Annotated in this window: 12 protein-coding genes; 5 read left to right on the top strand and 7 right to left on the bottom strand. The window is 63.3% G+C overall.

All coding sequences use genetic code 11. From position 1 onward, the window contains the following. Positions 1-151: 151 nt before the first annotated feature. The 3 genes from AC57B1_RS38105 to AC57B1_RS38095 are packed head-to-tail and all read left to right on the top strand — an operon-like array spanning position 152 to position 6069. Positions 152-1390 carry an efflux RND transporter periplasmic adaptor subunit gene (locus AC57B1_RS38105; RefSeq protein WP_496420229.1) on the top strand — a complete coding sequence of 413 codons (1239 nt, stop codon included), beginning with the start codon at positions 152-154 and terminating at the stop codon, positions 1388-1390. 12 nt (positions 1391-1402) lie between these two features. Beyond that, the gene (locus AC57B1_RS38100; protein ID WP_496420228.1) at positions 1403-4627 is read left to right on the top strand and encodes an efflux RND transporter permease subunit; all 3225 of its coding nucleotides are present in this window, start codon (positions 1403-1405) and stop codon (positions 4625-4627) included. After that, the gene (locus tag AC57B1_RS38095) at positions 4624-6069 is read left to right on the top strand and encodes an efflux transporter outer membrane subunit (protein ID WP_496420227.1); all 1446 of its coding nucleotides are present in this window, start codon (positions 4624-4626) and stop codon (positions 6067-6069) included. Before AC57B1_RS38100 ends, AC57B1_RS38095 begins: the two co-directional genes overlap by 4 nt. Before the next feature lie 258 nt (positions 6070-6327). Here the strand turns inward: AC57B1_RS38095 and guaA are convergent, their stop codons facing one another. The 3 genes from guaA to guaB form a co-directional block, all read right to left on the bottom strand. Beyond that, positions 6328-7911, bottom strand: a complete 1584-nt coding sequence (guaA, locus tag AC57B1_RS38090) for a glutamine-hydrolyzing GMP synthase (protein ID WP_091800376.1) — start codon at positions 7909-7911, stop codon at positions 6328-6330. 204 nt (positions 7912-8115) lie between these two features. Further along, the gene (locus AC57B1_RS38085; RefSeq protein ID WP_408302759.1) at positions 8116-8844 is read right to left on the bottom strand and encodes a hypothetical protein; all 729 of its coding nucleotides are present in this window, start codon (positions 8842-8844) and stop codon (positions 8116-8118) included. Positions 8845-8850: 6 nt separating this feature from the next. Beyond that, positions 8851-10311 (bottom strand): IMP dehydrogenase, encoded by a 1461-nt coding sequence (gene guaB / locus AC57B1_RS38080; protein WP_408353955.1) that lies wholly within the window; start codon positions 10309-10311, stop codon positions 8851-8853. A gap of 283 nt (positions 10312-10594) precedes the next feature. Here guaB and AC57B1_RS38075 point away from each other — a divergent pair, with 283 nt between their 5' ends. After that, a complete protein-coding gene (locus tag AC57B1_RS38075; RefSeq protein ID WP_496420226.1) occupies positions 10595-11569 on the top strand; it encodes a DMT family transporter in 975 nt (324 codons plus the stop codon). Between the two features lie 215 nt (positions 11570-11784). On the opposite strand, the gene AC57B1_RS38070 is transcribed toward AC57B1_RS38075, so the two are convergent. Further along, positions 11785-12117, bottom strand: coding sequence for an RnfH family protein (locus AC57B1_RS38070; protein ID WP_408185708.1), 333 nt, complete (start codon positions 12115-12117; stop codon positions 11785-11787). Continuing rightward, positions 12114-12551, bottom strand: a complete 438-nt coding sequence (locus AC57B1_RS38065; protein ID WP_091793362.1) for a type II toxin-antitoxin system RatA family toxin — start codon at positions 12549-12551, stop codon at positions 12114-12116. The genes AC57B1_RS38070 and AC57B1_RS38065 overlap by 4 nt, the downstream gene beginning before the upstream one ends. Positions 12552-12651: 100 nt before the next feature. Here AC57B1_RS38065 and smpB point away from each other — a divergent pair, with 100 nt between their 5' ends. Continuing rightward, on the top strand, positions 12652-13098 hold the full coding sequence (gene smpB, locus AC57B1_RS38060) for an SsrA-binding protein SmpB (RefSeq protein WP_496420225.1): 447 nt from the start codon (positions 12652-12654) through the stop codon (positions 13096-13098). A 139-nt stretch (positions 13099-13237) separates the two neighbouring features. Here smpB and AC57B1_RS38055 read toward each other — a convergent pair whose 3' ends face one another. Together AC57B1_RS38055 and AC57B1_RS38050 are read right to left on the bottom strand one after the other, a co-directional pair. Beyond that, a complete protein-coding gene (locus AC57B1_RS38055) occupies positions 13238-14170 on the bottom strand; it encodes an SPFH domain-containing protein (RefSeq protein WP_091793360.1) in 933 nt (310 codons plus the stop codon). A gap of 50 nt (positions 14171-14220) precedes the next feature. Next, positions 14221-14676, bottom strand: coding sequence for an NfeD family protein (locus AC57B1_RS38050; protein ID WP_091793358.1), 456 nt, complete (start codon positions 14674-14676; stop codon positions 14221-14223). Positions 14677-14697 lie beyond the last annotated feature (21 nt).

Below are 14697 nucleotides of genomic sequence, written 5' to 3'. Positions count from 1 at the left end.
GTCGTAATCCCTGTCTAAGCCACCGTAAGACGTTGGTCTTTATGCTGGGCTCCATCTTGCCGCTGGCGCAGCGCCGCGCGGGCTCTTTCGCGAGCGAACGGCGCGCGCCAGACGGACCTTGTTCGAAATCCAGTCGAAGGATGCTCACAGCATGCCCACTCTCATCATCGCGGTTGAACCGTCACGGCGCGTGCCGGCGTTCACGCTGCTCGCGGCGGCCGTTGCCGCTGCCACATTCATGTTGTCCGGTTGCGGCGACGAAGCGTCTCATGGACCCGTGCAGACGGTCCCCGAAGTCAGCGTCCGGACCATCACGCCGCATACCGTCGTGTCGAGCACCGAATTGTCCGGACGGCTCTCGGCGATTCGCGTCGCCGAAGTCCGGCCGCAGGTCGAAGGCATCGTCAGAAAGCGCCTGTTTACCGAGGGCTCGCAGGTCGCGGCCGGCGCCGTGCTGTATCAGATCGACGCGTCCAGTTATCAGGCCGCCTATGACCAGGCGGTCGGCACGCTGGCCAAAGCAGTGGCGACGGCGAGCGCCGCGCAGACCAAGGCCACGCGCTACGCCGAGCTCTCGAAGATCCAGGGCGTGAGCCGCCAGGACTACGACGACGCCGTCGCCGCGCTGGACGAGGCAAAAGCCGACGTCGTCGCCGACCGCGCCGCGTTGAAGACCGCTGCGATCAATCTCGGCTACACAAAGGTGGTGGCACCGATTGCGGGCCGCATCGGCAAATCGAGCGTGACCGAAGGCGCGCTCGTGACCGCCGAGCAGACCACCGCGCTCGCAACGGTGCAGGCGACGAGCGAGATGTATCTCGACGTCACGCGCTCCTCCGCGGACTGGCTGCGTCTGCAGAAGGAATTCGCGAGCGGTCAATTGCAGCAGGCCGGCACGGACGGCGCCGTCGTTCACCTGGTGATGGAAGACGGCAGCACCTATGCGCAACCCGGCAAGCTGCTGTTCTCCGATATCACCGTCGACGCCACCACCGGGTCCGTGACCTTGCGCAGCGTGTTCCCGAATCCGGACGGCGTGTTATTGCCCGGCATGTTCGTGCGCGCGCGACTCGAAGAAGGCGTGAACCAGCAGGCAATCACGGTGCCGCAACTCGCGGTCTCGCGTGCGTCGGACGGCTCCGCCAGCGTGCTCACCGTCGGTGCCGACAACAAGGTCGTGCAGAGAGCCGTGACGGCCGACACTGCATCGGGCAGCGACTGGCTCGTCACGAGCGGCCTCAAAGCGGGCGATCGCGTGATCGTCGCGGGCTCGCAGAAAGCGCGCACCGGCTCGCTCGTCAAGCCCGTCGAAAGCCCCGGCACATCGGGCACTTCGGGCACCTCGGCAGCGCCCGCCACCGCGGACAACACGTCGGCAGCCCATAGTTAAAGCGAGATTCTCATGGCAGGATTTTTTATCAACCGACCGATCCTCGCGTGGGTCATCGCCATCGTCATCATGATGATCGGCGGTGCTTCCATCGGGACGCTTCCGGTCGAACAGTATCCGAGCGTGGCGCCGGTTTCCGTGCAAATTACGGCAACCTATCCGGGCGCCTCCGCCGAAACCATCGCCACGACCGTCACGCAGGTGATCGAACAGAAGCTGAGCGGCATCGACCATCTGCTCTATATGTCGTCCACCAGCAGTTCGTCAGGACAGGCGCGCATCACGCTCACGTTCCAGCAGGGCACCAATGCGGATATCGCGCAGGTGCAAGTGCAGAACAAGGTCGAGCAGGCCAGTTCGTCGCTGCCGGAGACGGTTCAGGAGCAAGGCGTGCAGGTCGCGAAAGCGGCCAACGCTTTCCTGATGATCGTGTCGCTGTCGTCGACCGACGGCAGCATGAATTCCATCGATCTGGGCAATATCATCGCGACGCAGATCGAGGACCCGCTCACACAGATCAACGGCGTGGGCGACGTCACGCTGTTCGGCGCGCAACACGCCATGCGCATCTGGCTGGATCCGGTGAAGTTGCAGGCAGTCGGGCTCACCACCGCCGACGTTACTACCGCGATCACGAATCAGAACGTGCAACTTTCAGTGGGCCAGATTGGCGGCTCGCCGTCCACGAAAACGCAGGCCATCAACGCGACGATTTCCGCGTCGAGCCTGCTCACCACGCCCGCGCAGTTCGGCGCGATCCTGCTGCGTGTGAATAGCGACGGCTCGAAAGTCATGCTCAAGGACGTCGCGCGCGTCGAGGTCGGCGGCGACGACTACAGTACGGACTCGCGCCTGAACGGCAAGCCGGCGGCCTCGCTCGCGGTCAAGCTCGCGAGCGGCGCGAATGCGATGAGCGTCGCGAAAGCCGTACGAGCCAAGCTCGACGAACTGAGCGGGCAATTGCCGCGCAACGTGGTGGTCGACTATCCGTACGACACCACGCCGTTTGTGAAGATCTCGATCGAAGAAGTGGTGAAGACGCTGATCGAAGCGGTCATGCTGGTCTTTGTCGTGATGTACGTGTTCTTGCAGAACCTGCGTGCGACGCTGATTCCGACCATTGTCGTGCCAGTCGCCCTGCTCGGCACGTTCGCGGTGATGTCGGTAGTCGGCTTTTCGATCAACGTACTGTCGATGTTCGGGCTGGTGCTGGCAATCGGCCTGCTGGTGGACGACGCCATCGTGGTCGTCGAAAACGTCGAGCGGTTGATCGCCGAAGAAGGACTGTCTCCGGTCGAAGCCACGCGCAAGGCGATGAAGCAGATCACGGGCGCACTGGTCGGCATCACGACGGTGCTGATCGCCGTGTTCATTCCAATGGCGTTCTTCTCGGGCTCGACGGGCGCGATTTACCGGCAGTTTTCCGTGACGATCGTCGCGGCGATGCTGCTTTCCGTGTTCCTCGCGCTGACGCTCACGCCGGCGTTGTGCGCCACTTTACTGCGGCGTAACGACGTCGAGCATCACGCGAAACGCGGCGTGTTCGGCTGGTTCAACCGCGTGCTCGCGCGCGGCACGGATCGCTATGACTCGGCGGTCTCGCGCGTGATCGGCAATCCGATACGCTACATAGTGATCTATGTGTTGATCGCGGGCGTGGTCGCCCTGCTCTTCATGAAGCTGCCTTCGTCTTACCTGCCCGACGAGGATCAGGGGATCATCATCACCTCGATTTCCGCGCCGGTCGGCACGCCCGCCGCGCAGACGCTGGAAACCGTGAAGAAGGTCGAAGCCTACTATCTCGGGCTTCCGCAGGTCGACAAGATCATTGCACTGACCGGGTTCAGCTTCAACGGTTCCGGACAGAACAACGCGTTGACCTTCGTGAAGCTCAAGGACTGGAGCACCCGGCGCGGCAAGGACGACTCGGCGGCGGCACTCATCCAGCACGCCAACATGCACTTCGCCGCCACGCGCGACGCGCAGATCTTCGCGCTCAATCCGCCGGCCATTCAGGAGCTCGGCACACAGAGCGGACTCGACTTCGAACTGGAAGACCGCGCGGGCCAAGGCCACGACAAGCTGATGGCCGCGCGCCAGCAACTGCTCGCGCTCGCGGCCAAAGACAGCGCGTTATCCGGCATGCGTCCCGGCGGTCTCGACGACACGCCGCAGTTCCATGTCGACATCGACCGTGAGAAGGCGAGCGCGCTCGGGCTCTCCATTGCCGATGTGAACGACACGTTGCAGACGGCGTTCGGCTCTTCCTACGTGAACAACTATGTCGATACGGGGCGCATTCAAAAGGTCTACGTCCAGTCCGACGCGCCATACCGGATGATGCCGTCGGACATCGGCCGATGGTATGTGCGCTCGAGCACCACGAGCAGTTCGAGCACCACGAGCAGTTCGGGCAGCACGACTTCGACGAGCACCAGCTCGACCAGCAGTTCAACGAGCAGTTCAACCACCAGCGGCTACGACGGCGAGATGGTGCCCTTCTCCGCCTTCGCCACGGGCAAATGGACCTTCGGGCCGCCGCAGATCGAGCGCTTTAATCGCACGCTGGCAATGGAAATGACCGCGCAAACCGGCGCGAACACCAGCACCGGCCAGGCGATGGACGCCGTCGATGCGCTCGTCAGGAAACTGCCCGCGGGCTACGGCATCGACTGGACCGGGCAATCGTACCAGGAGCGCATTGCCGGCTCGCAAGCGATCTATCTTTACGCGATTTCGCTGATCGTGGTGTTCCTCTGTCTTGCCGGCCTCTATGAAAGCTGGTCTATTCCGATCGCGGTGATTCTAGTGGTGCCGCTCGGCGTGCTCGGTGCGGTGTTGGGCGCGCATATCCGCGGACTCTCCGACGACATCTATTTCAAGGTCGGCCTTCTCGCGACCATTGGCTTGTCCACCAAGAACGCAATCCTGATCGTCGAATTCGCCAAGGATCTGCAGGCGCAGGGGCGCGGGCTGATCGAAGCCACCGTCGAGGCCGCGCGGTTGCGGTTGCGGCCGATTCTGATGACCTCGCTCGCCTTCATATTCGGCGTCCTGCCGCTCGTGATCAGCACGGGCGCCGGCTCGGCGAGCCGTCATGCAATCGGCACCGGCGTGATGGGCGGAATGATCGCCGCCACGTTCCTTGCGATCTTTTTCGTGCCGGTTTTCTTCGTCGTCGTGCGACGCCTGTTCGGCGAGCACGGCGACACCAAGCAACAGGAAGGTGTTGAATGATGAGACTCAAACTCGGTGCCTGTGCAGCGGCGCTCGCGCTCGCGCTGCTCGCAGGCTGCACGCTCGATCCGCACTATGAACGGCCCGCCGCGCCGGTTGCGGTGGCGTATCCGCACGGCGATGGCTACGAAAGCACGAGCGCCGCGGCGAGTTCGACGAGCGCGAGCAGCACAGGCGCCACGCCGCCGCTGGCCGCCGATACCGCATGGCAAAGCTTCTTTCGCGATGAACGTCTGCAGCGGTTGATCGGCATCGCGTTGGCGAACAATCGCGACCTGCGCGTGGCGGCGTTGAACGTCGCCGAGTACGAAGCGCAATACCGGATCACGCGCGCCGCGCTTGCGCCGTCGATCAGCGCGAGCGGCAGCCTGACCCGCGAGCGCACCCAAGGCGTGACGAGCAGTGTCAGCGATCTCAATGTCGGCACGACGTCGTGGGAAATCGATTTTTTTGGACGCCTGCGCAGCCTCAAGCGCCAGGCGCTGGAAAACTATCTCGCCACGGACGCGTCGCGCCAAAGCACGCAGATCAGTTTGATCGCGACGGTAGCAACCGACTACCTGACCTTGCTGTCCGATGAGCGCCTGCTGCAATTAACAGAAGACACTGTCAAGGCGGATCAGTCCACCTACGAGGTGACGAAGCGTGTTCAGGAGTTGGGCAACGCTTCCCTGCTCGACGTGCAACAAGCCGAGAATTCTTTGGCAAGCGCGAAGGCCAGCCTGGCGGCCTACCGTCGTGCCGTCGCGCAAGACCGCAACAATCTGGTCGCTGTGCTCGGCGCGCCGATTCCCGATGACCTGCCGCCTGCCCGCTCATTCGACGACGAGGCCATGTTCGCCGACATCGGCGCGGGCGTGCCGTCCCTGTTGCTCACCCGTCGTCCTGACATCGTGCAGGCCGAGCATGCGTTGAAAGCGGCGAACGCCAACATCGGCGCCGCGCGCGCGGCGTTCTTCCCGAAGATCGAGTTGACGGCGACGGCCGGCACGTCGAGTTCGACGCTCTCGGGTTTGTTCAAGGCCGGCACGGGAGCATGGGCATTCGCGCCGAGCGTGTCGATGCCGATCTTCGATTACGGAAGCAACAAGGCATCGCTCGATGTTGCGAAAATCGAGAAGCAGATCGAGGTCGCCGACTATGAAAACACGATCCAGACGGCCTTCAAGGAAGTATCGAATGCGCTCACCGCACGCGCCACCTACATCGACCAGGTGCAGGCGGATCGCGAATACGTCACGTCCTCGCAGCGTTACTACACGCTGGCCGAAGCGCGTTACAAGGCGGGTACGGACAGCTTTCTGACCTTCCTCGATGCGCAGCGCACGCTCTACACCGCGCAGCAGCAACTCGCGACCGATACGCTGTCCCGGCAGGCCAATCTCGTGACGTTGTACAAAGTTTTGGGCGGAGGTTGGGAGCAAGCTGAAAGCATTCGGTGAGAAGTGTTTCTCCGCCGACTTGCCAGACGTTAGTGACTCGGTCGTCTCGAACGTATACCGTCAACCGATACCGAGAGACTGGTTTGATGGTATCGAACAAGGCCGTCCCAAAAAAAATGCCGGCACCGTCACCGGTACCGGCATTTTCATCAGCCATTGCCCGGATCACAGAAGACCAAAACGGACAATAACCTCATGTTTTTTTAATGGAAAAACATGGAAAACCGGACCTCCCCGAACGACTGGGAACAGTCTGAATCATTCCCACTCGATCGTTGCCGGCGGCTTACCCGAGATGTCATACACCACCCGGTTGATGCCACGCACTTCATTGATGATCCGGTTGGACACATGGCCGAGCAGCTCATGCGGCAGATGCGCCCAATGCGCGGTCATGAAGTCGAGCGTCTGCACGGCGCGCAGCGCGACGACATACTCATAAGTCCGCCCGTCGCCCATCACGCCAACGCTCTTCACCGGCAGAAACACCGCGAACGCCTGGCTCGTCAAATCGTACCAGGACTTGCCGGTTTCCTTGTCGATGAACGTGCGCAGCGTCTCGATGAAAATCGCGTCCGCGCGGCGCAGCAGGTCCGCGAAGTCGCGCTTCACTTCGCCGAGAATCCGCACGCCCAGACCCGGGCCCGGGAACGGATGGCGGTACACCATGGCCGGCGGCAAACCGAGCTTGACGCCAAGTTCGCGCACTTCGTCCTTGAACAGTTCGCGCAGCGGCTCGAGCAGCTTCAGATTCAGCGTCTCAGGCAGGCCGCCCACGTTGTGGTGGCTCTTGATCGTCTGGGTGGCTTTCTTGCCCTTGCCGGCCGATTCGATCACGTCCGGATAGATCGTGCCTTGCGCCAGCCACTTCGCATCGGTCAGCTTGCCGGCTTCCGTCTGGAACACTTCGACGAATTCCGCGCCGATGATCTTGCGCTTCGCTTCCGGATCGGTCACACCGGCGAGCTTGCGCAGGAACACTTCGCTCGCGTCGACGTGAATCACCTTCACGCCCAGGTGGTCCGCGAAGGTCGCCATCACCTGCTCGGCTTCGTTCAGGCGCAGCAGGCCATGATCGACGAACACGCAGGTGAGCTGATCGCCGATCGCGCGATGCAGCAGCGCCGCCGCCACCGACGAATCCACGCCGCCCGACAGACCCAGAATCACGTGCTCACTACCGACCTGCTCGCGAATTTTGGCGACGGCTTCGTCGATATAGTGGCCCATTTCCCAATCGGGCTGCGCGCCGCAAATCTGCAGCACGAAGCGTTCGAGCATGGCGCGGCCCTGCACGGTGTGCGTGACTTCCGGGTGCCATTGCAGACCGTAGAAGCGGCGCTTTTCGTCGGCCATTGCCGCGATCGGGCACGATTCCGTCGACGCCATCAGCGCGAAGCCCGGCGGCATTTCCAGCACCTTGTCGCCGTGGCTCATCCACACCTTCAGCATGCCGTGACCTTCCGGCGTGGTGAAGTCGCTGATGCCTTCGAGCAGGCTCGTGTGATTGCGCGCACGCACTTCGGCGTAACCGAACTCACGCAGGTGGCCGATGTCGACCTTGCCGCCCAGCTGCTCGGCCATAGCCTGCATGCCGTAGCAGATGCCCAGCACCGGCACGCCGAGTTCGAACACGGCCTGCGGCACGCGCGGCGTATCCGTTTCGGTGACCGAGCTCGGGCCGCCGGAGAGGATCACGCCCTTCGGCGCGAAGTCGCGAATGAACGACGCATCGACGTCGTACGGATGAATTTCCGAATACACGTTGGCTTCGCGAACGCGACGTGCAATCAGTTGGGTGACTTGCGAACCGAAGTCGAGGATCAGAATCTTGTCGTGCATGGCAGCGGACGGAGTCAAAGAGTAAGCGGATACGGAATGCCGCGCACAGCGCGCGGCGTTGAATTCAAAGCGGTCCACGTGGGGACGATCGAGCGTGAAGCGTAACGATGCAGCGGTCTGGCGCGTGCAACGCCACAGCCAGTTGCCTGCGGCGAGCGCGAACGAAATCCGGTCACTGCGGCGGATGGCGTGGCGCGCGACGCCTCAACCATGAAACGGCGGCCGGGGCGCGTTGGCGGCGCCGTCGCGGGCTTCGTCACGCGCGGCAGCGGCTTCTGCCCGCGCTGCGCGTTCGGAGGCTGTCAGGCCGGCTTCGTCGGCCACCGGATGAAGCGGCGCTGCTGCGACAGGACTGGCGGGATTGACTGGACGCGTAACCGGCACCACGGGCTCGACGACCGGCTCGGCGTGATACACCGGAAAACCCGCTGTCACGCGGCCCGGCTCGCGCCGGTTGGCAGCGTCTTTCGCGGCGTCTTTGGCCGCCTGCTTTTCGGCGCGTTCAGCAGCGGCGGCTTCGACCAGCCGCACTTTCTCGCGCCGCCGCACCGCGCCCGACAACCGCACGCCGCCCAGACCGATCACCAGCAGCACCACACCCGTCAGCACCGCGACGATCTGCCCGAAACCGGTCAGCGCCGGCGTATGCAGACCGAGCAGCCAGACCAGCATCAGCACGCCGGTCAGCCAGTTCACATGGCCGACCGTCCGGGCGACCGAGGACGTCAGCGCGCCGTCGATCGACGCGTGCAAGGCCAGCCACGCAAGCCCGATCAGCGCCACGCCAAACCCCTGGCCGACCAGGGCCGGCTGGGTTTGCACCAGAAGCAGCGCGTTGTACAACGAAGTCCAAGGCGTCAGCAGAAACAGCAGGCCGAACGCAAGCAACAGCAAGGCATCGAGGATGAGTACACCGCGCAGCAATGGCTTCATTGGCGTTTAGTCCACGTGGTAGTTGGGTGCTTCCTTGGTGATTTGCACGTCATGAACATGCGACTCGCGCAAGCCCGCGCCCGTGATCTGCACGAACTCGGCCTTGTCGTTCATCTCGGCGATGGTGCGGCAACCGCAGTAGCCCATGCTGGCGCGCACGCCGCCGATCAGCTGGAACAGGATCGCGTTGACCGAGCCCTTGTAGGCGACGCGGCCTTCGATACCTTCCGGCACCAGCTTGTCGATGTTCGCGGAGTTGTCCTGGAAGTAGCGGTCAGCCGCGCCGTCCTTCATCGCACCGACCGAGCCCATGCCACGGTAAGACTTGTACTGGCGGCCCTGGAACAGGAACACGTCGCCCGGCGCTTCTTCCGTGCCGGCGAACATGCTGCCCATCATCACGGCGTTCGCGCCGGCGGCCAGCGCCTTGCTGACGTCGCCGGAGAAACGCACGCCGCCGTCGGCGATGACCGGCACGCCCGTGCCCTTCAGCGCTTCGGAAACGTTCGAGATCGCCGTGACCTGCGGCACGCCCACGCCCGCGACGATCCGCGTCGTGCAGATCGAGCCCGGGCCGATACCGACCTTCACGCCGTCCGCGCCATATTCGACGAGCGCCTTGGCAGCCGCCGCGGTGGCGATGTTGCCGCCGATCACTTCGACCTGCGGGAAGTTCTGCTTGACCCATTTGACGCGCTCGAGCACGCCTTTGCTGTGGCCGTGCGCCGTGTCCACCACGATCACGTCCACACCGGCCTGCACCAGCAGTTCCACGCGCTCTTCGTTGTCTTCGCCCACGCCGACTGCCGCGCCCGCGCGCAGCTTGCCGTGTTCGTCTTTACACGCGTCCGGGTGCTCGGTCTGCTTGGTGATGTCCTTGACGGTCATCAGGCCGCGCAGTTCGAATGCGTCGTTGATCACCAGCACGCGCTCGAGGCGGTGGCTGTGCATCAGCGCCTTGGCTTCGGCGAGCGGCGTGCCTTCCTTGACGGTGACGAGGCGCTCGCGCGGCGTCATGATGTTGCGCACCGGCTCGTCCAGACGCTCTTCGAAGCGCAGGTCGCGATTGGTGACGATACCCACCAGCTGCGCGCCTTCGACGACCGGGAAGCCCGAAATGCCATGCTGACGCGACAGCGCGATCACGTCGCGCACCTTCATTTGCGGCGGTACGGTGATCGGATCGCGGACCACGCCCGACTCGAAGCGCTTCACCTTGGCGACTTCACGCGCCTGCTCGGCAGCCGTGAGGTTCTTGTGGATGATGCCCACGCCACCCATTTGCGCCATGGCGATGGCGAGGCGGGCTTCGGTGACTGTGTCCATGGCGGCGGACACGAGCGGCATATTCAGGGAGATGTTGCGGGTCAGCCGGGTCTTGAGGCTGGTGTCGCGCGGCAGAACATCGGAGAAAGCCGGGACGAGGAGCACGTCATCGAACGTGAGTGCTGTTTGGATCAGACGCATGGCAAATCCTATAGGCGCAAAAGCGAATTATACGCGATACCTCCCTGGTTTTCACTGCACTAACAGCAGCTTAGCGAATTTCGGGCAGTTTTTTCGCATCATCGGCCCGGCGGGATTTCGCTTGTCTGTTCGCCTCGGGTTCGATCCGGTTTCGTTTGCGCGTTCGGGCGCAATGGGGCGCAAACGGGCGCCACCGCGTCCGAATGCAGAATCGAACAAGACACCGAAGCCGCCGACCGGCTATTCTGCCGACCATTCCAGTTTTTTCTTGCAGGAGCAGTCGATGCAGCGCGGTGTGGTTTATGGAGTCCTGGCCGGAGCCCTATGGGGCATGGTTTTTCTGGTGCCGCGCGTGCTGCCCGATTTTTCGCCGCTGCTGCTGAGCGCCGGCCGCTACACCATGTACGGCGTGGTCTCGCTGGCCGCCGCGCTGCCCATGGGGCGCTCGCTCGTCAAACGGCTGACCCGCGAGGATCTCGCCGCGCTGGTGAAGCTGGCGCTGGCCGGCAACCTGCTCTATTACCTTCTGCTGACGGCGGCCGTCCACCTGATCGGCATCGCGCCGGCTTCGCTGATCGTCGGCGTGCTGCCCGTCACGGTGACGCTGCTCGGCCGGCGCGATCATGGCGCGGTGCCGCTCGGCCGCCTCGCCTGGCCGCTCACGATGGTGATGGCGGGCATCGTCTGCATCAACATCGACGTGTTTACGGTCGCCGACAGCACGCCGGTAAGCGTCGCCACCAAGCTGCTCGGCCTCGCCTGCGCGGTCGGCGCGCTCGGCTGCTGGACGTGGTTCGCGGTCGAAAACGCCCGCTACCTGCAGCGTCAGACGCATTTCAGCGGCAATGAGTGGTCGGTTCTGTGGGGCGTGGTGACGGGCGCGCTCGGCGCGGCGCTGTGGCTCGTGGTTGCCGTACTGCCGTCGGGCGGCCCGCAAGGCGATCTGGCCGACGGTCGCTGGCACAGCTTCTGGATGCTCAATCTGGGCCTCGCGATCGGCGCGTCGTGGCTCGGCAACGGGCTGTGGAATGCCGCATCGAAGCGCCTCCCGCTGACGCTCTCCGGCCAGATGATCGTGTTCGAGACGTTGTTCGCGCTGCTTTATGCGTTCATTTATGACGAGCGCCTGCCGCGTCCGCTGGAACTGGCGGCGATTCTGCTGCTGGTGGCCGGCGTGTGCTGGTCGGTGCGCCAGCATGCGGACGACGCGCCCGACGTGACACGAATCAAGGATAAGCCGCAAGTGACGGCGCCTTGAGGCACCTTGAGGTGCCTCAAGGTGCGGCGAGGCGAAGCGCTGTGCGGAGCCGCGCGGCGAGATGCGGCGCCGTGAGGTGACGCGCGGTGAGCCGCGATACGGCGCCGTGACGTGCGGCGAGGCGAGCCCGAAGATGCCTGCCGGGGCTTACCGCCTTGCACCGCGGCGGCCGCAGCGGATCGAGGCGGCTTCCCGCCCCACCCGGTCGAATTCGCCTACCGCGAATCCTTGTTCTGCCAGCGGCGCCCTTCGATCGAGCCCGCCTTGCGGGTTTTCTCGACGCGGCGCTGACGCGACACCTTGGGATCGACCAGCAGCGGCCGGTAAATCTCCACCCGATCGTGGTCGGCCAGCACCGCGTCGAGCGGCTTGAGCTTGCCGAATATGCCCACCTTCTGCGTGGCGAGGTCGATCTGCGGGAAGCGCCGCAAGATGCCGCTCGCGTCCAGCGCCTGCTGCAGCGTGGCGCCTTCCGGCAGTTCGACGGCAATCAGCGCCTGCTCACCGGCTAACGCGTAGCAGACTTCGATCGACAAGCGCGCGCTCATGCCTTACCGTAGCGCTGATCGGCGCGCTTCACGAACGATTCGACAAACGTATTGGCGATGTGGTTGAACACCGGCCCAATGATCTTCTCGAGAATGATGTTGGTGAATTCGTAGTGCAGCGCGAATTCGATCTTGCAGGCATCGGCCCTCAACGGCGTGAAACGCCAGAAGCCGGTGAACTTGCGAAACGGGCCGTCCGCGAACTCCATGTCGATGCGCGTGGGCCGCTCCATGCTGTTGCGCGTGGCGAAGTGCTGCTTGATGCCCTTGAAGTTGATATCGATCCTCGCCTCCATGCCGGTTTCGTCCCGGCGGCGGATTTCGACTCCCCCGCACCAAGGCAGGAAGTTGGGGTAATCGGCGACGTCGGTGACGAGGTCGAACATCTGTTCCGCCGAATGGCGGATCAACACGGTTTTCTGGACATCTGCCATAAATTGAACAGCGCGTGGCAAGGGTGGACAAGCGCGGCGGGCTTTCCTTGCCCCGCTTTGCTAAAATCGTGATTTTAAACGAGTTGGGCACTTTCCATTCATGAGCATCATCGACAACAGAAAAGCCTTCTACGACTACTCGGTCGAAGAACGCTACGAAGCAGGGCTCGTGCTCGAAGGATGGGAGGTCAAGGCGCTGCGCGCCGGGCGCGGCCAGATCAAGGAAGGTTACGTGATCATCAAGAATAACGAACTGTTCCTGATCGGTACGCACATCAGCCCGTTGCCCGAAGCCTCGACCCATATCAACCCTGACCCGGTCCGCACACGCAAGCTGCTGCTGCATAGCGAAGAAATCAGCAAACTGATCGGCAAGGTCGAGCAGCGCGGCTACACGCTCGTGCCGCTGAACTTCCACTACAAGGGCGGCCGCGTCAAATGCGAGATCGGTCTGGCCAAGGGCAAGAAGCAGCACGACAAACGCGAGTCCGAGAAGAAGCGCGATTGGGAACGTGAAAAAGCGCGTTTGATGCGCTCGCCGAGCTGACCGGCGGTTCGAGCGGACGCTGCGCGGATATGCCGCGCTTCGTTCGCCGCCAGCGCGCGGCAACGAACCTGCAAGCACTCAAATGAAATTGGCCCGCACAGTCTGCGGGCCATTTCTTTTTTCAGCAGCTAAAGCACGCTCAGCGCATCTCCGTCGTGCCCTTCCCTTTGTTCACGATCGTGAGCGCCGAGGCGATCATCGAACTCATATCCGCCAGATTGCCCGGCACGATCAGCGTAGTGCCCTGCTTCGCCAGATTGCCGAACGCGTTCACGTATTGTTCGGCCACCTTGAGATTGACCGCTTCCATCCCACCGTTCGACTGAATGGCCGCTGCAATCTTCTGAATCGCCTGCGAATTCGCTTCAGCCACGGCCAGAATCGCCGACGCCTGACCCTGCGCCTGATTGATCGCCGCCTGGCGTTCGCCTTCCGACTTCTGGATCGCCGCCTCACGCCCGCCGGACGCAATGTTGATCTGCTCCTGCTTGCGCCCTTCCGACGCGGCAATCAGCGCGCGCTTTTCCCGCTCGGCGGTAATCTGCGCCTGCATGGCGTGGAGGATCTCCTTGGGTGGCGTCAGGTCCTTGATCTCGTAGCGCAGCACCTTCACGCCCCAGTTCGACGCCGCTTCGTCGAGCGACGAAACAATGCTGTGATTGATGAAGTCGCGCTCCTCGAAGGTCTTGTCGAGTTCGAGCTTGCCGATCACCGAGCGCAGCGTGGTTTGCGACAACTGTGTGATCGCGAACACGAAGTTGCTCGACCCGTACGACGCCTTCATCGGATCGGTGACCTGAAAGTACAGCACGCCGTCCACCTGCAACTGCGTATTGTCGCGCGTGATACAGACCTGGCTTGGCACCTCTAGCGGAATTTCCTTGAGGATGTGCTTATAAGCGATCCGATCGACAAACGGAAACGCGAAACTCAAACCCGGTGTCAGCGTGCGGTGATAGCGGCCGAGGCGCTCCAGCACCCACGCATGCTGTTGCGGCACGATCTTGATAGTCTGCGCCGCCAGTACGATCACGATGATCAGAAGCACCGCCCCGACGATGGTCGAATCCATGACTGCCCTCCGGTCCCTGGTTGGAATAGTTGTGTGTGCTGCGAGAAAGCTCAGGCCGTGGTGGCCCGTTTGGCTGAATGGCGGGCCGCCACGACGAGGAGGCAACTGCCACGCATTTCCGTGATTTCGTAGAGCTGCGCGTCTTCCGGTTCACCCGCGGCCAGTTCGACATCCCATGCCGCGCCACGATAATTGGCGCGCGCCCGGCGCTCGTGCCAGGCAGGCACGGTCAGCGTTTGACCAATGTCGAGATTGACGTCGGGGTTGCGCGACGCCTCCTTGCGCGTTTTGCGGCCAAACCGCGAACGCCTGAGCAGCAGCACCGCCGCCAGTGCGACCACGGCCGCGGCGGCGAACTGCACGTCGGCCGCGGCGCCCGCGAGGTGCGCGATGGCGGCCGCCACACAACCCAACGCGATCATCAGCAGATAGAACGTGCCGCTGAGCAACTCGAGCACGACCAGCACGCCCGCCCCGATCCACCAGAACAATCCACCTGGCGCCACGTCGACCTCCACAAAGCAAAA

Source organism: Paraburkholderia sp. BGA-UO-ETr-F21 (assembly GCF_059567925.1).
Note: the sequence above shows the minus strand (reverse complement) of the source record. Positions and strands in the feature narration are given on the sequence as shown.